Source organism: Variovorax sp. MHTC-1, from assembly GCF_003984645.1.
Lineage (GTDB): Bacteria > Pseudomonadota > Gammaproteobacteria > Burkholderiales > Burkholderiaceae_C > Variovorax.
Genome location: NZ_RWKI01000001.1, coordinates 146,576 through 167,085 on the forward strand (window position 1 = coordinate 146,576; position 20,510 = coordinate 167,085).

At 66.8% G+C, this 20,510-nt stretch carries 18 protein-coding genes and 1 pseudogene; 14 read left to right on the top strand and 5 right to left on the bottom strand.

Features of this window, described 5'->3' with window-relative positions; genetic code table 11:
- Nucleotides 1–66: 66 nt before the first annotated feature.
- The 7 genes and pseudogenes from EJI01_RS29565 to EJI01_RS00750 all read left to right on the top strand — a co-directional run.
- A pseudogene (locus EJI01_RS29565) lies at nucleotides 67–141 on the top strand (peroxidase); the annotation flags it as partial.
- Nucleotides 142–196: 55 nt separating this feature from the next.
- Nucleotides 197–769, top strand: coding sequence for an RBBP9/YdeN family alpha/beta hydrolase (locus tag EJI01_RS00725; protein WP_126835195.1), 573 nt, complete (start codon nucleotides 197–199; stop codon nucleotides 767–769).
- A complete protein-coding gene (locus tag EJI01_RS00730) occupies nucleotides 766–1,767 on the top strand; it encodes a sulfate ABC transporter substrate-binding protein (protein WP_126835196.1) in 1,002 nt (333 codons plus the stop codon). Before EJI01_RS00725 ends, EJI01_RS00730 begins: the two co-directional genes overlap by 4 nt.
- A 12-nt stretch (nucleotides 1,768–1,779) precedes the next feature.
- Nucleotides 1,780–2,658 (top strand): sulfate ABC transporter permease subunit CysT, encoded by an 879-nt coding sequence (gene cysT / locus EJI01_RS00735; protein WP_409513921.1) that lies wholly within the window; start codon nucleotides 1,780–1,782, stop codon nucleotides 2,656–2,658.
- Nucleotides 2,655–3,557, top strand: coding sequence for a sulfate ABC transporter permease subunit CysW (cysW, locus tag EJI01_RS00740; RefSeq protein WP_126835198.1), 903 nt, complete (start codon nucleotides 2,655–2,657; stop codon nucleotides 3,555–3,557). Before cysT ends, cysW begins: the two co-directional genes overlap by 4 nt.
- Nucleotides 3,558–3,569: 12 nt before the next feature.
- Nucleotides 3,570–4,664 carry a sulfate/molybdate ABC transporter ATP-binding protein gene (locus EJI01_RS00745; RefSeq protein WP_126835199.1) on the top strand — a complete coding sequence of 365 codons (1,095 nt, stop codon included), beginning with the start codon at nucleotides 3,570–3,572 and terminating at the stop codon, nucleotides 4,662–4,664.
- Nucleotides 4,661–5,194 (top strand): disulfide bond formation protein B, encoded by a 534-nt coding sequence (locus EJI01_RS00750; RefSeq protein ID WP_126835200.1) that lies wholly within the window; start codon nucleotides 4,661–4,663, stop codon nucleotides 5,192–5,194. The genes EJI01_RS00745 and EJI01_RS00750 overlap by 4 nt, the downstream gene beginning before the upstream one ends.
- On the opposite strand, the gene EJI01_RS00755 is transcribed toward EJI01_RS00750, so the two are convergent.
- Complete coding sequence (locus tag EJI01_RS00755) at nucleotides 5,164–5,856, bottom strand: mobilization protein (RefSeq protein ID WP_126835201.1); 693 nt, start codon at nucleotides 5,854–5,856, stop codon at nucleotides 5,164–5,166. The genes EJI01_RS00750 and EJI01_RS00755 overlap by 31 nt on opposite strands.
- 203 nt (nucleotides 5,857–6,059) lie before the next feature.
- Between EJI01_RS00755 and EJI01_RS00760 the strand changes: the two genes are divergently transcribed.
- Both EJI01_RS00760 and EJI01_RS00765 read left to right on the top strand, forming a co-directional pair.
- Nucleotides 6,060–6,362 (top strand): helix-turn-helix transcriptional regulator, encoded by a 303-nt coding sequence (locus EJI01_RS00760; RefSeq protein ID WP_126835202.1) that lies wholly within the window; start codon nucleotides 6,060–6,062, stop codon nucleotides 6,360–6,362.
- Nucleotides 6,359–7,732: a type II toxin-antitoxin system HipA family toxin gene (locus tag EJI01_RS00765; protein ID WP_126835203.1), complete on the top strand. Its 1,374-nt coding sequence runs from the start codon at nucleotides 6,359–6,361 to the stop codon at nucleotides 7,730–7,732. The genes EJI01_RS00760 and EJI01_RS00765 overlap by 4 nt, the downstream gene beginning before the upstream one ends.
- A gap of 7 nt (nucleotides 7,733–7,739) precedes the next feature.
- On the opposite strand, the gene EJI01_RS00770 is transcribed toward EJI01_RS00765, so the two are convergent.
- Nucleotides 7,740–8,489, bottom strand: coding sequence for a hypothetical protein (locus EJI01_RS00770; protein WP_126835204.1), 750 nt, complete (start codon nucleotides 8,487–8,489; stop codon nucleotides 7,740–7,742).
- 118 nt (nucleotides 8,490–8,607) lie between these two features.
- On the opposite strand from EJI01_RS00770, the gene smc reads away from it, so the two are divergent.
- The 5 genes from smc to def all read left to right on the top strand — a co-directional run bounded on the left by smc (nucleotide 8,608) and on the right by def (nucleotide 16,513).
- Entirely contained in the window at nucleotides 8,608–12,123 is a 3,516-nt protein-coding gene (gene smc, locus EJI01_RS00775) for a chromosome segregation protein SMC (RefSeq protein ID WP_126835205.1), read from the top strand.
- A 13-nt stretch (nucleotides 12,124–12,136) separates the two neighbouring features.
- The gene (locus tag EJI01_RS00780) at nucleotides 12,137–13,231 is read left to right on the top strand and encodes a cell division protein ZipA C-terminal FtsZ-binding domain-containing protein (protein ID WP_126835206.1); all 1,095 of its coding nucleotides are present in this window, start codon (nucleotides 12,137–12,139) and stop codon (nucleotides 13,229–13,231) included.
- 118 nt (nucleotides 13,232–13,349) lie between these two features.
- A complete protein-coding gene (gene ligA / locus EJI01_RS00785; protein WP_126835207.1) occupies nucleotides 13,350–15,428 on the top strand; it encodes an NAD-dependent DNA ligase LigA in 2,079 nt (692 codons plus the stop codon).
- A 100-nt stretch (nucleotides 15,429–15,528) separates the two neighbouring features.
- Nucleotides 15,529–15,939 (top strand): hypothetical protein, encoded by a 411-nt coding sequence (locus EJI01_RS00790; RefSeq protein ID WP_126835208.1) that lies wholly within the window; start codon nucleotides 15,529–15,531, stop codon nucleotides 15,937–15,939.
- A gap of 34 nt (nucleotides 15,940–15,973) precedes the next feature.
- Nucleotides 15,974–16,513: a peptide deformylase gene (gene def / locus EJI01_RS00795; RefSeq protein ID WP_126835209.1), complete on the top strand. Its 540-nt coding sequence runs from the start codon at nucleotides 15,974–15,976 to the stop codon at nucleotides 16,511–16,513.
- Nucleotides 16,514–16,522: 9 nt separating this feature from the next.
- Here the strand turns inward: def and EJI01_RS00800 are convergent, their stop codons facing one another.
- The 3 genes from EJI01_RS00800 to map all read right to left on the bottom strand — a co-directional run bounded on the left by EJI01_RS00800 (nucleotide 16,523) and on the right by map (nucleotide 20,441).
- Complete coding sequence (locus tag EJI01_RS00800) at nucleotides 16,523–16,927, bottom strand: DoxX family protein (RefSeq protein ID WP_126835210.1); 405 nt, start codon at nucleotides 16,925–16,927, stop codon at nucleotides 16,523–16,525.
- Between the two features lie 74 nt (nucleotides 16,928–17,001).
- Nucleotides 17,002–19,590, bottom strand: a complete 2,589-nt coding sequence (locus EJI01_RS00805) for a [protein-PII] uridylyltransferase (RefSeq protein ID WP_126835211.1) — start codon at nucleotides 19,588–19,590, stop codon at nucleotides 17,002–17,004.
- Between the two features lie 26 nt (nucleotides 19,591–19,616).
- Nucleotides 19,617–20,441 (bottom strand): type I methionyl aminopeptidase, encoded by an 825-nt coding sequence (map, locus tag EJI01_RS00810; RefSeq protein ID WP_126835212.1) that lies wholly within the window; start codon nucleotides 20,439–20,441, stop codon nucleotides 19,617–19,619.
- Nucleotides 20,442–20,510: the final 69 nt, after the last annotated feature.

Genomic DNA, 20,510 nt, shown 5'->3' on the forward strand with positions numbered 1-20,510 from the left:
TAGATATTCGTTTGTCATCGAAGCGATGCTTTGCAGAATCGGCGCTCCTTCATCCACGGAACGACCATGGCAACCCTGCGGCTAGGCGATACGGCCCCCGACTTCACGCAAGACTTGAGCGAAGGACCGATCGACTTCCACCTGTGCCGTGCGGCTCTACCTGCGCCTGAGCCGCAGCCCAACAGATAAAGCTCTCGTGACGAAGCCGACCATCGTCATCGTTCCAGGCTGGCGCGACTCCGGCCCCGGCCACTGGCAGAGCCTGTGGGCGGAGCGCATGCAGGGCGCGGTGCGAGTGCTGCAGGACGGCTGGGCGACGCCGAAGCGCAGCGCCTGGGTCGCAGCGCTCGAGAAGCTCGTGCTGGAAAGCCCGGGCCCTGTGGTGATCGTCGCGCACAGCTTGGGCTGCATCACGACCACGCACCTGCGCGAGGCGGCCGCCGCACGCATCCGCGGCGCGCTGCTGGTGGCGCCGGCCGACCCCGAGCGCCGCGCGGTGCTGTCGGATTTCGCGCCGGTGCCCTATGCGAGGCTGCCGTACCGCAGCATCCTGGTGGCCAGCAGCAACGACCCCTATTGCCCGGCGCGCCTGGCCGGCGCCTATGCCCGTGCCTGGGGCAGCGAATTCGTTCGCATGCAGAATGCCGGCCACATCAACATCGATTCGGGGCATGGCGATTGGCCTTTGGGCCTGGCTCTGCTCCAATCGCTGACCGACGAGCCCGCGGCCCTGATGGCCGGCCGTCCCCCACTCGAAGCCAGACCATGACCTCCAGAACCATCAAGACGATCCTCGGCGCCTTGGCGCTCGCCGCCGCCGGCGCGGCCTCTGCCCAGACCCTGCTCAACGTGTCCTACGACGTGGCGCGCGAGTTCTACAAGGACTACAACGCCGCCTTCGTGGCGAACTACAAGAAGACCACGGGCAAGGAGATCAAGATCGACCAGTCGCACGCCGGCTCCAGCGCCCAGGCGCGCGCCGTGGCCGACGGGCTGGAGGCCGACGTGGTGACGATGAACACCACCACCGACATCGAGTTCCTCGCCAACACCGGCGTGGTCGCCAAGGATTGGGCCAAGCGCTTTCCGAACAACGCAGCGCCCACCACCTCGACCATGCTGTTCCTGACGCGCAACGGCAACCCGAAGGGCATCAAGGACTGGGAAGACCTGGTCAAGCCGGGCATTCAGGTCGTGATCGTGAACCCCAAGACCGGTGGCAACGGCCGCTATGCCTACCTGGCCGCATGGGGTTACGTGAAGAAGAAGGGTGGCAGCGATGCGCAGGCGGCCGAGTTCGTCGGCAAGCTGTTCAAGAACGTGCCCATCCTCGCGCGCGGCGGCCGCGATGCGACCACCGCCTTCCTGCAGCGCAACATCGGCGACGTGCTGATCACATTCGAATCGGAAGTGGTCTCCATCGACCGCGAGTTCGGCGCCGGCAAGGTCGACGCGGTGTATCCCTCGATCAGCATCCTGGCCGAGAACCCGGTGGCCGTGGTCGAGCGCACGGTTGCGAAGAAGGGCACCGGCGAACTCGCCAAGGCCTACCTCGACTATCTCTATTCCGACGAAGCGCAGGAGATCGCGGCCAAGCACGCGCTGCGTCCGCGCTCCGAGGCGGTGCTCAAGAAGCATGCAGCGATCTTCAAGCCGCTGCAGCTCTTCACCGTGCAGGAGCTGTTCGGCAGCCTCGGCGAAGCGCAGAAGGTGCACTTCAACGACGGCGGGCAGTTCGACAAGCTCTATACGCCCGGCGGGAAGTAAATGAGCGGTGCGATGACCTCGGCGCTGCCGTCCGCGGCGGCGCCGGCTGCACGTGCGGGCAACACGGGCGCCTCCCGGCGCGTGTTGCCCGGCTTTCACATCACGCTCGGCTTCTCGATCCTGTACCTGAGCCTGATCGTGCTGATCCCGCTGTCGGCGCTGGTCTTCAAGACCTTCACGCTGAGCTGGGAGCAGTTCTGGGTGGCGGTGACCGCGCCGCGCGTGATGGCCTCGTACCGCCTGACCTTCGGCGCTTCGCTGATCGCCGCGCTGGTCAACCTGGTGTTCGGCCTGCTCGTGGCCTGGGTGCTGGTGCGCTACAAGTTTCCCGGCAAGCGCATCGTCGATGCGCTCGTCGACCTGCCGTTCGCGCTGCCCACGGCCGTCGCCGGGATCTCGCTGACCGCGCTGCTGGCCGGCAACGGATGGATCGGCCAGTTCCTCGAGCCGCTGGGCATCAAGCTGGCCTTCACGCCGGCCGGCGTGGTGATCGCGCTGATCTTCATCGGCCTGCCTTTCGTGGTGCGCACGGTGCAGCCGGTGCTCGAAGACACCGAAAAGGAACTCGAAGAAGCCGCGACCAGCCTCGGCGCGACGCGGCTGCAGACCTTCACCAAGGTGATCCTGCCTTCGATCACGCCGGCGCTGCTGACCGGCTTCGCCATGGCCTTCGCGCGCGCGATCGGCGAGTACGGCTCGGTGATCTTCATCGCCGGCAACATGCCGATGATTTCCGAGATCACGCCGCTGATCATCATCGGCAAGCTGGAGCAGTACGACTTCGCGGGGGCCACGGCCGTCGCGCTGGTGATGCTGGTCATTTCGTTCCTGCTGCTGCTGGTCATCAATGGCCTGCAGGCCTGGCAACGGCGCAGGGGAGCATCTGTATGAATGCGCCTTCGAGAACGATTCGCCGCGCGCAGGCCGGCACCACCGAGTCGGCTTGGGTGCGCTGGACCCTGATCGGCCTGGCGCTGAGTTTCATGTTCCTGTTCCTCGTGCTGCCGCTTGCCGCAGTGGCGACCGAGGCGCTGCGCAAGGGCGTCGAAGCCTACGTCGAAGCCCTCAAGGAGCCCGATGCCTGGAGCGCGATCCGCCTCACGCTCATCACAGCCGCGATCGCGGTTCCGATGAACCTGGTGTTCGGCGTGGCGGCTGCATGGGCCATCGCCAAGTTCGAGTTCCGCGGCAAGGCCTTTTTGACCACGCTGGTCGATCTGCCCTTTGCGGTGTCGCCGGTGGTGGCCGGCCTGATCTACGTGCTGGTGTTCGGCGCGCAGGGTTGGCTCGGGCCCTGGCTCGCGGCCAACGACATCAAGATCATCTTCGCGGTGCCCGGCATCGTGCTGGCCACCGTGTTCGTGACCTTTCCCTTCATCGCGCGCGAGCTGATTCCTCTGATGCAGGCGCAGGGTACGGAGGAAGAGCAGGCCGCCATCGTGCTCGGCGCGACGGGTTGGCAGACCTTCTGGCGCGTGACGCTGCCCAACATCAAGTGGGGCCTGCTTTACGGCGTGATCCTCTGCAACGCGCGCGCCATGGGCGAGTTCGGCGCGGTGTCGGTGGTGTCGGGCCACATCCGCGGCCAGACCAACACCATGCCGCTGCATGTCGAAGTGCTCTACAACGAGTACCAGTCGGTCGCCGCCTTCGCGGTGGCCTCGCTCTTGGCCATCCTGGCGCTGGTCACGCTGGTGATCAAGTCGGTCATCGAATGGCGCCACGAACGCGAAATGAAGGCCATCGCCGAACTGCCGCCGGAGCGGCCGCAAGCCGCCGTCGCGGCCTGAGGAGAACAGATCATGAGCATTGATATCCGCAACGTCAGCAAGCGCTTCGGCGACTTCCACGCCCTGCGCGACGTGAGCCTCGACGTCGATTCGGGCGAACTGGTCGCGCTGCTGGGCCCTTCGGGCTGCGGCAAGACCACCTTGCTGCGCATCATCGCGGGGCTGGAGACCGCCGATACCGGCAGCATCCTGTTTGCCGGCGAGGACACGACGGACGTGCATGTGCGCGAGCGCCAGGTCGGCTTCGTGTTCCAGCACTATGCGCTGTTCCGCCACATGACGGTGTTCGAGAACGTGGCCTTCGGCCTGCGGGTCAAGCCGCGCGGACTGCGCCCCAGCGAAACCCAGATCAAAACCAAGGTGCACGACCTGCTCAAGCTGGTCCAGCTCGACTGGCTGGCCGACCGCTATCCGTCGCAGCTCTCGGGCGGCCAGCGCCAGCGCATCGCGCTGGCCCGCGCGCTCGCGGTGGAGCCCAAGGTGCTGCTGCTCGACGAACCCTTCGGCGCGCTCGACGCCAAGGTGCGCAAGGAGCTGCGCCGCTGGCTGCGCCGGCTGCACGACGAGCTGCACGTCACCAGCATCTTCGTCACCCACGACCAGGAGGAAGCGCTCGAAGTGGCTGATCGCGTGGTGCTGATGAACAGCGGCCGCGTCGAGCAGGTCGGGTCGCCGCAGGACGTGTGGGATCACCCGGCCAGCCCCTTCGTCTACGGCTTTCTCGGCGACGTCAACCTGTTCCATGGCCGCGCGCACGAGGGCGAGGTGCATGTCGAAGGCCTGCGCATCGATTCGCCCGAGCACCGCGAGCTGCGCAACGGCAAGGCGCTGGCCTATGTGCGGCCGCACGACCTCGACATCGAGCGCTATACCCCGGGCGCCACCGGCATCGTCGCGACCTTGAGCCGCGCCATCGTGGTCGGGCCGATCGCGCGGCTGGAACTCGAACCGGTGGAATCGAATCCAGACAATCCTGGCTCCGGAACCATCATCGAGGCGCAACTCCCCGCGCAACAGTTCCGGGACCTGGCGCTGGCGGAAGGCGACACCGTCGTCGCCAGGCCGCGCAAGGCCAGGGTTTTTGTCGAAGATTGGGTTTCTCCGTGATCGATTGGTATTTCGGCGCACCGCGCCGCGCTCTCGCGCTGATCTGCGCCGCCTGCGTGGCGATGCTCGCCTTCGGGCTCTATCTGCAGCATGTGGTCGGCCTCGAGCCGTGCCCGATGTGCATCGTGCAGCGCTATGCGCTGGCGCTGGTGGCGGTCTTTGCCGGGCTGGCGGCGGCCAGCCGCAACCGGGGCCTGCAGCTCACGGGCGCACTGCTGGCCCTGGTGATGGCGGTCGGCGGCGCCTACACGGCCGCGCGCCAGAGCTGGCTGCAGTGGAATCCGCCGGAGGTCGTGTCCTGCGGCCGCGACCTCTACGGGATGATCGAGACCTTCCCGCTCAAGCGCGCGCTGCCGATGATCTTTCGCGGCGGCGGCGACTGCACGCAGATCGACTGGACCTTCCTCGGCCTGTCGATCGCGAACTGGTCATTCATCGCGTTCACGGTCTTCGGGTTGTTGCTGCTGGTGCTGCTGCTTCGCCGAACAGGTCAGAGCGGTCAGAGCGGCAGGGTGTCGAAGGCCGCGTAAGAGGTTGCGAGCCAGCTCTTGACGCGCTGGCGCTCCAGCAGCCCGAGCGCGTGCTGGCCTTCCCGGTCGTTGACCGCCTTCCAGAAGCTGGTGTTGCGCCCATCGATCTTGCGCATGCTGGCCTCGTGCAGGCGCGGCAGGGCGATGATGCGGGCGCCGTGCGTCGTCGCCTTGCTGAGCGACTGCGAACCGAGCAGCAGGCCGAAGTCGCTGCCGCGGCCGTAGTTCTGCACCACGACGTAGTTCGGCCGGTTGCCGAAGGTGTCGACCAGGGTGCCGAGCAGGTCGCTCGAGTCCTTGCCGTCGTCGAGCACGTGCCAGAAATTGACGGTGACGCCGAGCTCGGCGAACACGTCGAACAGGTCGGACTCCTTGATCCAGCGCGCCAGCGGCGCCAGCGTCTGCGCAGCGAGGTCGACGATCACGCTCTGCTGCGGATTCGTTTCGAAGCCGTTCACGACCGTGTCGAGGCCTTCGTAGCTGTCCACCACCACCGGCGAGGCGAAGCCTTCATAGAAGCGGGTGAAGGAGCTGTGCGAGCGATCGGTGTCGAAGCCGACGAAGGGCCGGCTGTGATCGATGAAGTACTGCGCCAAGACCCGTGCCGTGACGGATTTGCCGACACCGCCCTTTTCGCCGCCGATGAAATTGAGGGAGCTCATGAGGTTCCTGGGGATGGAGAAGTGCGGAGCATTCTAGGGGCCGTCGCGAGGTCGAGAAGGTGGTCCCGGCGTGGATCCTACATGTGCACAATAAGATATGCAATATATCTATATGAACATTATATTGTGCAACTCGACTCGACGGCGGCAGCGATTGTGCTTAATATGGTTTGCAAAATTAAACTTTGCCCAACAAGTTGCACATGACCACTCTCGCCGAAGTTGGCAGCATCCTCCGCCAGGCTCGAAAGGATCGTGCTATGACCGCCTCCGAGCTGGCCCTGAAAGCAGGCATCTCCCGAAACACCTTGGGTGCTCTGGAAGCGGGCCGGGGGAACGTCGAACTGAACACCTTGCTCGCCTTGCTCAAGAGCCTGGGACTCGAACTGCAGTTCGTCCCGCGAGTGGTCGCAGGCCTGACGCGGGCCGGCACCGATACCAAATCCACCAGCCTGCAGGACGAGGTGAGCCGCTTGATGCCGCAACCGTCGAGGCGCGGCAGATGAGCGTCGTGCGCTCGCTGCGGATCCGATTGGGAAGAACCGACGTCGGATCGCTCTTCGGGCTCGATGACGGGCGGGTGTATTTCAGATTCGACGATGCATATGCGAAGAATCCTGCCCGGCCGGTGCTGTCGCAGCTCTATGTCGTCGCGCCAGCGACTTCGGGCGGCGCCGAAAGAGTGGCCCTGGCGATCGCCGAAGCCGAAGCGGCCACGGTGGCCCAGTTGCTGGATCCGGCCCTGGATGTCAACCGCGGCGACGGCAAATTCGGATTGCCGCCTTTCTTCCAGAACCTGCTTCCGGAGGGGCCTCTGCGCAAGCAGTTGGTCGGCGACCTGGGTCTGGACGTGAATGACGAACTCGGTTTGCTGGCAGCCTGCGGCGGTGATCTGCCCGGCGACGTCTGGGCGGATGCGGAAATGCTGGACGAGGTGGCGCTGGGCCGGTTGATCGGTCAAAGCCGGGACAGCTACGAAATGAGCTCCGGGCAGGTGCCCACCCCTCAGCAGACCTCGATCTCGGGTGTTCAGCCCAAGGTGGCGCTGGTTCTGGGCAGCCCGGGGCGCTACGTGATGCGGTCCAAGCAATCGGATGAGAAGCATTTCATCGGCAAGCTGCCGACGGGCGAATACGACCGGCTTCCGGAAGTGGAATACAGCTCGCTGACACTGGCCGCTGCCGCCGGCGTGAACACCTGCGAATTCCGACTCGAGCCCTTGTCCGCGATTGCCGACCGCTTGCCCTATGCGCTGCAGAAGGACGAGCGAAGTTTTCTTCTGGTGTCCAGGTTCGACCGCGACGTCGATACCGAAACCAGACGCCTGCACATGGAGGATTTCGCCCAGGTGACGGGGACGCCGTCGGAGTACAAGTATTCGGGCACCTACGCGGCCATCGGCCTTCTGCTCAAGCGGCGCTCGGCCAAGGGCGAAGCCGACGTCGCCGAGCTGCTGCGGCGCATCAAGGTTTCGGAGCTCCTGGGCAACTACGACGCGCATCTGAAGAACTTCAGCTTCGTGTACCCCCCCGGCCAATCCAGGCCCGAGCTTTCCAGGGCCTATGACATCGTCGCCTACGGCGTGTACTTCAGCGGCTCGGGGCATGGGCTGCAGTTCTTCCCGAGTCAGACGCAGCGGACGCTGCTCACGCCCAAGACACTGCGCGAACTCGGCAACGCCTGGGACATCCCTGAAAAGCAGCTGCGCGAGGTCGTCGCAGGCTGCGTGGACCAGGCGATGAGGACCTGGCCGAATCTTCTGAAGACGCTGCCGCTGTCCGCTGTGCATCGAACCCGACTCGCCGAGTACATCCAGACCAATCCGAGCGTCGCGTCGTGGCGCAAGCGACATCCGGAGGCCGAGTGGTTCGCCTAGAAACGCACTAGCGCTGGACCATCGAAAAGAAGGGCACCAGACTGCCAAGCAGCCAGTTCTGACTGAAGTCGAGTGCGGCACGGCGGTACTTCTCGTCGGCCTGCGCGGCCAGCAGATCGAGGCGCGCAACCACCTTGGAGAGCTCGCGATCAACCACCAGGTTGCGGCCGCGTTCGCTGATCTCGGTGGCGAGCAGCAGGGGCTGGCCCTCCGGGTTGGTCTTGGAACTGATCAGCCAGAGCGAGATCTCGACGTTGCGCGCGGCGCGGTAGCTGTTCTCGGCGTTCACTGCGTCGAGCATGCTCTGCTCCCAGGTGCCGCCGTTGGCCTGCTTCAGCATCGACGCCCATCCGACCACCAGCGCGGCCACGCGGTCGCCTTCGTAAGCCTTTGGTCGGGTTTCGAAAGCGAGCCGGATCGCATCGATGCCGGTGGCGCCTTGCAGGCCCGGCAGGGGACTTTCCTGCGAGATCGCGTCCCAGGTGCGCTGGATGGCGTCTTCCGCGCTCGGGGCCCATTTGCGCCACTCGCGCGGATTGCGGCGGTAGAGCGAAAGCTGCACGCGCCGGATCGATTGCAGGTTGTCGCGCAGCGCCAGGTTGGCGATGCGGTTGGCGCCGGACTGGAGCCATTCGTTGCCGGCATAAGGCTCGGCGCGTTCGGTCGTGCTGCAGGCGGCCAGGCCCATCAGAGCCACGGTGCCGCCCAGCAGCCATAGACGAAGCCCGGCGCGGGGGGAAACAGAGGAATCGCTCATGGCTCGCACGTTATCATCGTCGCCTCGGGTGCCCAGCCGGTCCTCGAGCTTCGGGCCGGCAGATTTCTCCTTACAAATCAACACCTTGGCAAATAACCAGGCTTAAGGCCGACCAGTCGTGCGTCTCAATTCCATCAAGCTCTCCGGCTTCAAGTCCTTCGCCGAACCCACCAATTTCCTGCTGCCCGGCCAACTGGTGGGCGTCGTCGGCCCCAACGGCTGCGGCAAGTCGAACATCATGGATGCGGTGCGCTGGGTGCTCGGCGAATCGCGCGCCTCCGAATTGCGCGGCGAGTCGATGCAGGACGTGATCTTCAACGGCACCACCACGCGCAAGCAGGCCAGCCGTTCGAGCGTGGAACTGGTGTTCGACAACGCCGACCACCGCGCCGGCGGCCAGTGGGCGCAGTTCACCGAGATCGCGGTCAAGCGGGTGCTGACGCGCGACGGCAATTCGAGCTACTACATCAACAACCAGCCGGTGCGCCGGCGCGACGTGCAGGACGTGTTCCTGGGCACCGGCCTCGGCCCGCGCGCCTACGCGATCATCGGCCAGGGCACGATCAGCCGGATCATCGAATCCAAGCCCGAGGAGCTGCGGCTCTTCCTCGAAGAGGCAGCGGGCGTCTCCAAGTACAAGGAGCGCCGCCGCGAGACCGAGAACCGGCTCGGCGATACGCGCGAGAACCTGACGCGGGTCGAAGACATCCTGCGCGAACTCAACAGCAACCTCGAAAAGCTCGAGAAGCAGGCCGAGGTGGCCGCGCGCTACAACACGCTGCAGGGCGACGCCACGCGCAAGCAGCACCAGCTGTGGTTCCTGAAGCGCAGCGAAAGCGAGAACGATCAGGCGAAGGTCAAGGCCGACGCCGAAAAGGCGATCAACGACCTCGAGTCGCGCATGGCCGACCTGCGCCACGTCGAGGCCGAGCTCGAAACCGTGCGCCAGGCGCACTACGCGGCCGGCGACCAGGTCAATCAGGCGCAGGGCAAGCTGTACGAAGCCAGCGCCGAGGTCGGCCGGCTCGAAGGCGAGATCCGCTTCGTGGTCGAGGGTCGCCAGCGGGTGGAGCAGCGGCTGGTCCAGCTGAGCGAGCAGATCGCGCAATGGAATACGCGCCGCGAAGACGCCGAGACGGAAATCGAAACCCTGGCCGGGCAGGGCGTGAACGCCGAGGAGCAAGCCGAGCTGCTGGCCGCGCAGCTCGAAGAGCACGACGCGCGCATGCCCGGTCTCGAAGAGGCGCAGCAGCGCGCGCTGGACGAAGCCAACGCGCAGCGCGCCAGCGTCGCGCAGGTGCAGCAGCAAATCCAGGTGCTGGCAGCCGACCAGCGCAACATCGAAGAGCAGAGCCGCCAGCTCACGCAGCGCTCCGAGCGCCTGCGCAGCGACCAGAACGCGCTCGCGGCGCCCGACGAGGCGCGCCTGAGCGACCTGCAGGAACAACTGGCGGCCGCGCAGGAGGCCGCGAGCGAGGCCGATGCGAGACTGCACGAACTGCAGGAATCCGTTCCGCAGCTCGACGACGATCGCCGCACGCGACAGCAGGCCGTCAACACCGAAGGCGCGCGCCATGCCGAGCTGTCGGCGCGGCTCGAGGCGCTCAAGGCGCTGCAGGAAAAGGTCAAGACCGACGGCAAGCTCGCGCCCTGGCTCGCGAAGCACGGCCTCGAAGGTTTGCAGGGCCTGTGGAGCCGCATCCATATCGAGCAAGGCTGGGAGAACGCGCTCGAAGCGGCGCTGCGCGAGCGCCTCGGCGCGCTCGAAGTCAGCCGGCTCGACATGGTCCGCGCCTTCGGCAGCGACGCGCCGCCGGCCAAGCTGGCCTTCTACAGTCCCCCGGCTGCCGGTGCGCCGCAGGGCCAGAGCGCGCTGCCGCGCCTGTCGGATCTGCTGCGTTTGAGCGACGCGGGCCAGCAGGCCTTGCTGGCCGACTGGCTGCACGGCTGCCTGACGGCGCCGACGCTCGAAGAGGCCTTGGTGCAGCGCGACAAGCTGCAGCCCGGCGAGGCGATCTACGTCAAGAGCGGCCACGCGGTCACCGCGCACAGCGTGAGCTTCTATGCCCAGGACTCCGAGCAGGCCGGCCTGCTGGCGCGCCAGCAGGAGATGGAAAACTTGGAGCGCCAGCTGCGCGCCCAGACGCTGATCGCCGAAGAGGCGCGCACCGCGCTGGCGCGTGCCGAAGCGGCCTACGCCGACGCGGCTTCGCGGCTCGTTACGCAGCGCCGCGAAGTGGCGGAGACGCAGTCGCGCGCCCACGAGCTCCAGGTCGAGACGCTGCGGCTCTCGCAGCTGGCCGAGCAGACGCGCGCGCGCAGCGAGCAGCTCTCCAATGACCTCGGCGAAGTCGAGGCCCAGCTCGAAGAGCTGCAGGAGAAGCGCGTTGCCGCCGAGGCCCGCTTCGAGGAGCTCGACATGCAGCTCGCCGACAGCCAGGAGCGACATGCGCAGCTCGACGAACGGGTGATCGAAGCCGGCCGCGCGCTCACCGCGAGCCGCGAACAGCACCGCAGCCTGGAGCGCCAGGCGCAGGAAGCGACCTTCGCCCAGCGCACCCTCGAAGCGCGCCGCGCCGAGCTCAATCGCGCGATCGAGACGGCGACGCAGCAGACCGTTTCGCTGGCGGAAGAAGACGAGCGCGCCCGTGCCGAGCTCGGGCGCCTGTCCGACGCAGCCGCGCAGGCGGGCCTGCAGGACGCGCTGGCGCTCAAGCTCGAACGCGAAAGCGCCCTCGGCGCAGCGCGCAGCCAGTACGACGATCTCACGCTCAAGCTGCGCGCGAGCGACGAGCGCCGGCTGCAGCTCGAACGCGAGCTCGATCCGCTGCGCCAGCGCATCACCGAGTTCCAGCTGAAGGAGCAGGCCGCGCGGCTGGGCTTCGAGCAGTACCAGCAGCTGCTGACCGATGCCGAGGCCGACCTCGAAGCGGTCGCGCTGTCGATCGAGACCGACAAGGTGCGCCTCACCGGCCTCCAGAGCGAGATCGATCGCCTCAACCGCGAAGTGGCCTCGCTCGGCGCGGTCAACCTCGCCGCGCTGGACGAACTGGCGGTGGCCAGCGAACGCAAGACTTTCCTCGACGCGCAGTCGGCCGACCTGAACGAGGCCATCGGCACGCTGGAGGACGCGATCCGCAAGATCGATGGCGAAACGCGCGAGCTCCTGGGCGGCACCTTCAAGATCGTCAACGAGCACTTCAGCCGCATGTTCCCGGAGCTCTTCGGCGGCGGCAACGCCAAGCTCATGATGACCGGCGACGAGATCCTCGATTCCGGCGTGCAGGTAATGGCGCAGCCGCCCGGCAAGAAGAACCAGACCATCCACCTGCTCTCGGGTGGCGAGAAGGCGTTGACGGCCATCGCGCTGGTGTTCGCGATCTTCCAGCTCAACCCGGCTCCCTTCTGCCTGCTGGACGAAGTGGACGCGCCGCTGGACGACGCCAACACCGAGCGCTATGCCAAACTCGTGACCGCCATGAGCCGCGAGACCCAGTTCCTCTTCATCAGCCACAACAAGATCGCGATGGAGATGGCCGAGCAACTGATCGGCGTGACCATGCAGGAGCAGGGCGTTTCGCGCATCGTGGCGGTCGACATGGAATCCGCCGTGTCGATGGTCGAAGCCGCCTAGACGCGCGCCGTCGATGAGCAGCCTCACCGTCGCCCTTGCGATCCTCGGCGGCCTCGTACTGGCAGCCGTGGTCGGCTACAACACATGGATGTCGCGCCGCAATGCGCCGCGGCAGCCCGATGCGCAGGACGGCGACCCGCCCGAGGCTGCGCCCGCACCGGCCGGCGGCGAGGAGCCGGTGCTGCACATCGACCCGCATCCGATGCGAAGCAACGAGCGGCACGAGCCGCTGTTCGACCCCGATCTGCCGGCGCCCAGCGCGCTGCCGGTGCCGACGGCCGAGCGCCGCGGCGGCCTCGATCCGCTGATCGACGTGATCGCGCCGATCTCCCTCGAGGGCCTGGCCTCCGGCGACGCCGCGATCGCGGCCATGCCGGCCACGCGGCGCGCCGGCAGCAAGCCGGTTGCGATCGAAGGCCTGAACGAGCACACCGGCGAGTGGGAGCCCGCGGCGCCCGGCCAGCGCTACGGCGCCTTCCAGGCCGGCGTACAGCTGGCCAATCGCACTGGCGCGCTCAACGAGATCGAGTACTCCGAATTCGTCGTCAAGGCCCAGGCCTTCGCCGACGCAGTGAACGGCGCGCCCGAGTTTCCCGAGATGCTGGACGAGGTGGCGCGCGCGCGCGAGCTCGACCAGTTCGCGAGCTCGCACGACGCGCAGCTGAGCTTCGTGCTGCGCGCGCTGCATGCGGCATGGAGCCCGGGCTACGTGCAGCAGAACGCGGCGCGGCTGGGCTTCGTGGCCGGCATCATTCCGGGCCGGATGGTGTTGCCTGCGGGCGAAGTGGGGCTGCCGCCGATCCTCGGCCTGTCCTTCGACACCCAAGCCGCACTGGCCGACGATCCGGCGCAGTCGGCCATCCGCGAGCTCACGCTGAGCCTGGACGTGCCGCAAGTCGACCGTGCCGAGCGGCCCTTCGAACGCATGCGCGAAACCGCCGCCACGCTGGCGCGCGAGATGGACGGCATCGTGACCGACAGCGACGGCCAGCCCTTGCGCGAAGACACCATGGACGTGATCGGCGCCGACCTTCAACAGCTCTACGACACGCTCGATTCGCGCGAGCTCTCGGCCGGTTCGCCCTTGGCGCGCCGTTTGTTCTCGTGAAGTTGACTGTTCTTTCTTCTGTCAGGAATACCGCGGAACCGGCTTTGCCGGGCCGCTGGTATTGCCCCCGGCGAGGGGGTGGGCGGCCACACGAAGTGGGCAAGCCTGGGGGTGAGCTATGACCACGCGCGAAGATGCGACTCGCGAAGCCGCTGCACTGGGCGAGCAGCTGCGCCGCCACGCCCACCTCTACTACGTGCTCGACGCACCCGAGTTGCCGGACGCCGAGTACGACAAGCTGTTCCAGCGCCTGCAGGCACTTGAAGCCGAGCATCCCGAGCTGCGCACTTCGGATTCGCCGACGCAGCGCGTGGGCGGCAAGGTGCTCGAAGGCTTCGCCAAGGTGCGCCACAAGGTGCCGATGCTGTCGATTCGCACCGAGACCGACATCACGCCGGGCGGCGCCAGCGCCTTCGATGCGCGCGTGCGCAAGGAACTCGGCCTGGCCGAGGACGGGCCGCAGGTCGAGTACGTCTGCGAACTCAAGTTCGACGGGCTGGCCGTCAACCTGCGCTACGAGCAAGGCGTGCTGGTGCAGGCGGCGACCCGTGGCGACGGCGAGATCGGCGAGGACGTCACGCAGAGCATCCGCACGGTGCAGCAGATTCCATTGCGCCTGCATGGCCATGCTCCGCCGGTGGTGGAGGTGCGCGGCGAGGTCTACATGCGGCGCGATGATTTCGAGGCGCTCAACGAGCGCCAGCGCGAGAAGATCGCCGCCGGCCAGAAGAACGAGAAGGTGTTCGTGAACCCGCGCAATGCCGCGGCCGGCGCCGTGCGCCAGCTGGATCCGGCGATCGCGGCGAGCCGGCCGCTGAGCTTCTTTGCCTATGGTCTCGGCGAAGTCTCTTCGCCCGAGCAGGGCGGGCCCGATTGCGCGACGCAGTTCGATTGGCTGCAGCAGTTCCACGCCTGGGGTTTTCCCATAGGCACGCAGACGCAGCGCGCCCGCGGCGCCATCGAGCTGATCGCCTTCCACGAGACCATCGCCCGCCAGCGCGATGCGCTGCCCTACGACATCGACGGCGTGGTCTACAAGGTCGACAGCCTCGAGCTGCAGCGGCGGCTCGGCTTCGTCTCGCGCGAGCCGCGCTGGGCCGTGGCCCACAAGTACCCGGCGCAGGAGCAATTGACCGAGGTGCTCGGCATCGAGGTGCAGGTCGGGCGCACCGGCAAGCTCACGCCGGTGGCCAAGCTGGCGCCGATCTTCGTCGGCGGCGTCACCGTGACCAACGCCACGCTGCACAACGAGGACGAGGCCCGGCGCAAGGACGTGCGGGTGGGCGACACGGTCATCGTCAGGCGTGCCGGCGACGTGATTCCCGAGGTGGTCGGCGTGCTGCCCGAGAGCGCGGCCCGGCCGGCGCAGCAGCGCGGGCCCGTGTTCACCATGCCCCGCAAGTGCCCGGTCTGCGGCTCCGACGCGCTGCGCGAGGAGGGCGAGGTCGACTACCGCTGCACCGGCGGCCTGTTCTGCGGCGCACAACGCAAGGAGGCGATCCTGCATTTCGCCGCGCGGCGCGCGCTCGACATCGAAGGCCTGGGCGACAGGCTGGTCGAGCAGCTGGTCGACGCCAACCTGATCCGCACGCTGCCCGATCTCTACAAGCTCGGCTTCACCACCCTGGCCGGCCTGGATCGCATGGCCGACAAGTCGGCGAAGAACCTCGTCGACGCGCTGGAGGCGTCGAAGAAGACCACATTGCCGCGCTTTCTGTTCGGGCTCGGCATCCGGCACATCGGCGAAAGCACGGCCAAGGACCTGGCCAAGCACTTCGGCAAGCTGGATGCGATCATGGATGCGACCGAGGAGCAGCTGCTGGAGGTCAACGACGTGGGGCCCGTGGTCGCGAAAAGCCTGCGCACCTTCTTCGACCAGCCGCACAACCGCGAAGTGGTCGAACAGCTGCGCGCCTGCGGCCTGAACTGGGAAGAGGGCGAGCCGGCCACGCGCGCACCCAAGCCGCTCGCGGGCAAGACCTTCGTCATCACTGGTACGCTTCCTACGCTCAGCCGCGACGAAGCAAAGGACAAACTGGAAACGGCCGGTGCCAAGGTAGCCGGGTCGGTCAGCAAGAAGACCGACTACCTCGTTGCCGGTGCGGAGGCCGGCAGCAAGCTCGACAAGGCGCTCGAGTTGGGTGTGGCTGTGATCGACGAGGCGCGAATGCTCGAAATTCTTGAGAATGGCCTTTGACCGGGCGGCTGCTTTACCGGGCGTTACGCGACTTCATACAAGCGCAGTCAACAAGGCATACAACCGGACGTTGAACAAGGGTGCCGACCAGGAGTCCATCATGATCAAAATGCGTTTACTCGGAACTTGCCTCGCCCTCGGCGGGGCGGCCCTGGTCGGCGGCTGCGCCACCTATCCGGCGGGCTCCTACGGATATGCCGATCCCTACTACGTGGATCCGGGCCCGGTGTACGTGCAGCCGAACGTGTACATCGATGGCGGCTACTACTCGCGGCCTCGCTACCCCTACTACGGCCGCCCTGGCTACTACGGGCCGCGTCACGGGTATGCGCATCCGGGCCGGGGCCCGGGCCCGCGTCCGGGGGCGGGGGTGGTGCCGCGGCCGAGACCGGGCGCTCGAGACGGCGGCGGTGTGGCCGGCAACATCGTCCCGATTCCGCCGGGCCGCTCGGCGCGCGAAATCAATCAGATGCTGACCTCACCGGATTCTCGCAACCAGACACCGCCTTGATCTCGCTCGCGGCCGCGGTGGCGATAATTGCCTCATGACGGTACGCGAGATTCTCAAGATGGGTGACCCGAGGCTGCTGCGCATTGCGCAGCCGGTTGCCGCATTCGACACCGACGAGATGCACCTGCTGGTGCGCGACATGTTCGAGACCATGCACGCCGTCAACGGCGCCGGCCTCGCGGCGCCGCAGATCGGCGTCGATCAGCAACTGGTGATCTTCGGCACCGACACCATCAATCCGCGCTACCCGGACGCGCCGATCGTGCCGCGCACGGTGCTCGTCAACCCCGTGATCACGCCGGTTGGCGACGAGGAAGAGGAGGGCTGGGAAGGCTGCCTCTCGGTACCGGGCCTGCGCGGCGTGGTGCCGCGTTTCGCCACCGTCCGCTACACCGGCTTCGACCCCTACGGCGACCCCATCGATCGCACGGTAAGCGGTTTTCACGCGCGGGTGGTGCAGCACGAAGTGGATCACCTGCTGGGCAAGCTCTATCCGATGCGGGTGCGCGATTTCTCGCGCTTCGGCTACACCGAGGTCCTGTTCCCGGGGCTCGATGCGGCCGAAGACGATTGAAGTTCGAACTCAGTTGTACCTGCCGCCCGTGCCGCCGACGCTGAAGCGTCCGGCACCCAGGAAAGCGACAGCCAGCGCGCCGAACAGGAACATGCCCTGCAGTTCGAGCGCCCAGCCGCCTTGCTTGTTGAGCATCCCGAGTTCCTTCATGTGCACCAGCCAGATCGCCACCAGCATGTTGATGACCACGATCCATGCCGCGGGACGGGTGTACAGGCCGATGATCAACAGCACCGGCGCAACGATTTCGCCGATGTAGACCAGGTAGGCGAGCGCGCCCGGCAGACCGTGCGAGGCCAGTGTGTTGGACAGGAAGCCTACTCCGCCGTTGATCTTGGCGATGCCGTGGAGCAGGATCAGGATGCCAATTGCCAGGCGCAGAACGAGTTTGCCGGTGTCGTCGGAACGGATCATGTCGAAGCCTTTCTGTTGTTGAAAACAGGGGCGATTGTGGTCGATAAATTCGTTCCGTCGCCGCTGCGACCGCTTCAGGCCGCGAGCGCTTCGAGCAGCTCGGTTTCGATGGCCAGCTGCGCGCGCTGTCCCTGCAGTTCCGAGCCGCTGATCAGGAAGGTGTCTTCCACGCGCTCGCCCAGGGTCGTGACCTTCGCCAGCTGCAGATTCAGGTGGTGGCGTGCCAGCACGCGCGCCACCGAATACAGGAGGCCCGCGCGATCGCTGGCCGAGATGCTGAGCAGCCAGCGCTGCGCCTTGTCGTCGGGCAGGAGGCTGATGCGCGGCTTGATCGGGAAGCTGCGCACCCGGCGCGACACGCGGCCCTTGCTCGGCGGGGGCAGGGGGCCGGCCTCGTCGAGCGTCTTGGCCAAGCCGGTCTCGACCATGTTGATCAGGTCGCGATAGTGCTCGGGGATGAAGGTGGTGACGACCTGGAATGTGTCGAGCGCATAGCCGTTGGTAGCCGTGTGCACCTTGGCGTCGAGGATGCTGAAGGAGGACTGGTCGAAGTAGCCGCAGATGCGCGCGAACAGGTCCGGCTGGTCGGGGGTATAGACCACCACTTGCAATCCCTCGCCCACCGGCGAGAGCCGCGCGCGGACGACGGCCGGCGTTTGCGGGTCGACCGGCGCATTCTTGTGCGGCACATGGCGCGACAACTGCATGGTGTGCCACGCGATCTCGGATGCGTCGTGCCGCATGAAGTAGCCGACGTCGAGCGTCTCCCACAGCGCCTTGTGCGCCTCGAAAGGCTGCGCATGCAGCGCGAGCTGCACCAGCGCCTCGCGCTTGCGCGCCTCGACCTCGGCGCCGGGGTCGGGCATGCGGCCGCCCAGCGCGCGCAGCGTAGAGCGGTAGAGGTCCTCGAGCAGCTTGCCCTTCCAGGCGTTCCACACACGCGGGGAGGTGCCGCGGATGTCGGCGATGGTGAGCAGGTAGAGGGCTGTCAGGTAGCGTTCGTTGCCGACGCGTTTGGCGAAGTCGCCGATCACCTTCGGATCGCTCAGGTCCTGCTTCTGCGCGACCTGGCTCATCACGAGGTGCTCGGCCACCAGGAATTCGATCAGCTTGGCGTCCTCGCGCGCGATCTCGTGCTGGCGGCAGAAGCGGCGCACGTCGCGCGCGCCCAGCTCCGAATGGTCGCCGCCGCGGCCCTTGGCGATGTCGTGGAACAAAGCTGCGACATACAGGATCCAGGGCTTGTCCCAGCCGGCCGCGAGCTGCGAGCAGAACGGGTATTCGTGCGCATGCTCGACGATGAAGAAGCGCCGCACGTTGCGCAGCACCATCAGGATGTGCTGGTCGACCGTGTAGACGTGGAACAGGTCGTGCTGCATCTGGCCGACGATGCTGCGGAACACGCGCAGATAGCGCCCCAGCACCGAGGTCTGGTTCATGAGCCTGAACGCGTGCGTGATGCCGCGCGGTTCCAGCAGCATGCGCATGAAGGTCACGTGGTTCACCCGGTCGTTGCGGAACTTGCTGTCCATCACGTGGCGCGCGTTGTAGAGCGCGCGCAGCGTGCGGGCCGAAAGGCCGTTGACGCCGATGGTCTTCTGGTAGAGCAGGAAGGTCTCGAGGATCGCGTGCGGGTCCTTGATGTAGAGGTCGTCGCTCGCCACCTCGATCAGCCCGGCCCGCTCGAAGAAGCGCTCGTTGATCCGCGTCGGCTCCTCGGCCTGCGGCTGCAGCCGCTCCGCGATGTTGAGCAAGAGAATCTGGTTGAGCTGCGTGACCGCCTTGGCCGCCCAGTAGTAGCGGCGCATCAGCGCCTCGCTGGACTTGCGCTGCGACTCGCCGACGTAGCCGAAGGTGGCGGCCACGGCGGTCTGCAGGTCGAATACCAGCCGGTCCTCGCGCCGGTTGGCGGTCACGTGCAGGCGGGCGCGGATCAGGCTCAGGAGTGCCTCGTTGCGCTTGATCTGCTGCACCTCGAAGGCGGTGGCCAGGCCGTTCTTCGCCAGGTCGTCCCAGCGCTTGCCGAAGCCGGCGGCCTTGGTCATCCAGAGGATGGTCTGCAGATCCCGCAAGCCGCCGGGTGATTCCTTGCAGTTGGGCTCGAGCGCGTAGGGCGTGTTGTCGTACTTCTGGTGCCGATGCCGCATCTCCTGTGACTTGGCCGCGAAGAAGGCCTGCGGGTCGATCGCGGCGACGAAGCGCTTGCGGAAGGCCGCGTAGAGCTTCTTGTCGCCTGCGACGAGGCGCGATTCGAGCAGCGAGGTCTGGACCGTGACGTCCTTCGACGCTTCTGCCAGGCATTCGTCGACCGTGCGCACGCTGGAGCCGATCTCGAGCCCGGTGTCCCAGCACCGGCCGATGAAGGCCTCGATCCGCGCCGGCTCGATGGCTGCCGCATGGTCCTGCGGCAGCAGCAGCAGCACGTCGACGTCGGAATAGGGGAACAGCTCGCCCCGCCCGAAGCCGCCGACGGCGACCAGCGCGAACTGGTTGCCGAAGCCCGCATCGGCCCACAGCGCGTGCAGCGCCTCGTCGGCCAGGGCCGCAAGCTGGCGCAGCACGGTGTGGACGCTGCGCGTGGGCGCGCGCGCGCTGCGCAGCTGATCGAACAGCGCCAGCTTGTGCGTGCGGTAGGCGTCGCGCAAGGATGGAATGTCCACCATGGCAGCCCTCAGAGGCCGGACCGGCGTCAAGCCGCGGCGTTGACGAAAGCGGGCGGCGGCGGGCTGCCGGCCGACAGCGTGAGCACCTCGTAGCCGGTCTCGGTGACCAGCACCGTGTGCTCCCACTGCGCCGACAGCGAGTGGTCGCGCGTGACGATGGTCCAGCCGTCGTACTGGCCGCCGCGGGCGTCTTCCTTGATGTCGCGCTTGCCGGCGTTGATCATCGGCTCGATGGTGAAGGTCATGCCGGGCTTGAGCTCGTCCAGCGTGCCCGGCTTGCCGTAGTGCAGCACCTGCGGTTCTTCATGGAAGCCGCGGCCGATGCCGTGGCCGCAGAACTCGCGCACCACCGAAAAGCCGTTGCTTTCGGCAAAGCGCTGGATTGCGAAGCCGATGTCGCCCAGGTGCGCGCCCGGTTTCACCTTGACGATGCCGTGCCACATGGCCTCGTAAGTGAAGGCGCAAAGCCGCTTGGCCGCAATCGAGGCGTCGCCGACCACGAACATGCGGCTGGTGTCGCCGTGCCAGCCGTCCTTGATGACCGTGATGTCGCAGTTGACGATGTCGCCCTTCTTCAGCGGCTTGTCGTTCGGGATGCCATGGCACACCACGTGATTGACCGAGGTGCAGATGGACTTGGGGTAGGGGACGCTGCTCGCGCCCAGGTAGTTGAGCGGCGCCGGAATCGCACCCTGGACCTGGGTGATGTAGTCGTGCGCGAGCTTGTCGATCTCGTTGGTGGTCACGCCGGGTTTGACGTGCGGGGTCAGGTAGTCCAGCACCTCGGAGGCCAGGCGGCACGCCACGCGCATGCCGGCCACGCCTTCGGCGTCTTTGTAGGTAATGCTCATCGCAGAATTATCCCATCCACCCCGCTAAAATTCAGGGTTGGCGCGGATGGCCCCAGTCAGCGGCCGCCG

Excerpts from the sequence above, each read along its gene's own strand:
- def (WP_126835209.1), top strand. The coding sequence starts at position 15,974 with ATGACGGTACGCGAGATTCTCAAGATGGGTGACCCGAGGCTGCTGCGC.
- map (WP_126835212.1), bottom strand. The coding sequence starts at position 20,441 with ATGAGCATTACCTACAAAGACGCCGAAGGCGTGGCCGGCATGCGCGTG.
- EJI01_RS00760 (WP_126835202.1), top strand. The coding sequence starts at position 6,060 with ATGACCACTCTCGCCGAAGTTGGCAGCATCCTCCGCCAGGCTCGAAAG.
- EJI01_RS00805 (WP_126835211.1), bottom strand. The coding sequence starts at position 19,590 with ATGGTGGACATTCCATCCTTGCGCGACGCCTACCGCACGCACAAGCTG.
- EJI01_RS00800 (WP_126835210.1), bottom strand. The coding sequence starts at position 16,927 with ATGATCCGTTCCGACGACACCGGCAAACTCGTTCTGCGCCTGGCAATT.
- cysT (WP_409513921.1), top strand. The coding sequence starts at position 1,780 with ATGACCTCGGCGCTGCCGTCCGCGGCGGCGCCGGCTGCACGTGCGGGC.
- EJI01_RS00755 (WP_126835201.1), bottom strand. The coding sequence starts at position 5,856 with ATGAGCTCCCTCAATTTCATCGGCGGCGAAAAGGGCGGTGTCGGCAAA.
- ligA (WP_126835207.1), top strand. The coding sequence starts at position 13,350 with ATGACCACGCGCGAAGATGCGACTCGCGAAGCCGCTGCACTGGGCGAG.
- EJI01_RS00765 (WP_126835203.1), top strand. The coding sequence starts at position 6,359 with ATGAGCGTCGTGCGCTCGCTGCGGATCCGATTGGGAAGAACCGACGTC.
- EJI01_RS00770 (WP_126835204.1), bottom strand. The coding sequence starts at position 8,489 with ATGAGCGATTCCTCTGTTTCCCCCCGCGCCGGGCTTCGTCTATGGCTG.
- cysW (WP_126835198.1), top strand. The coding sequence starts at position 2,655 with ATGAATGCGCCTTCGAGAACGATTCGCCGCGCGCAGGCCGGCACCACC.
- EJI01_RS00790 (WP_126835208.1), top strand. The coding sequence starts at position 15,529 with ATGATCAAAATGCGTTTACTCGGAACTTGCCTCGCCCTCGGCGGGGCG.
- EJI01_RS00745 (WP_126835199.1), top strand. The coding sequence starts at position 3,570 with ATGAGCATTGATATCCGCAACGTCAGCAAGCGCTTCGGCGACTTCCAC.
- EJI01_RS00730 (WP_126835196.1), top strand. The coding sequence starts at position 766 with ATGACCTCCAGAACCATCAAGACGATCCTCGGCGCCTTGGCGCTCGCC.
- EJI01_RS00780 (WP_126835206.1), top strand. The coding sequence starts at position 12,137 with ATGAGCAGCCTCACCGTCGCCCTTGCGATCCTCGGCGGCCTCGTACTG.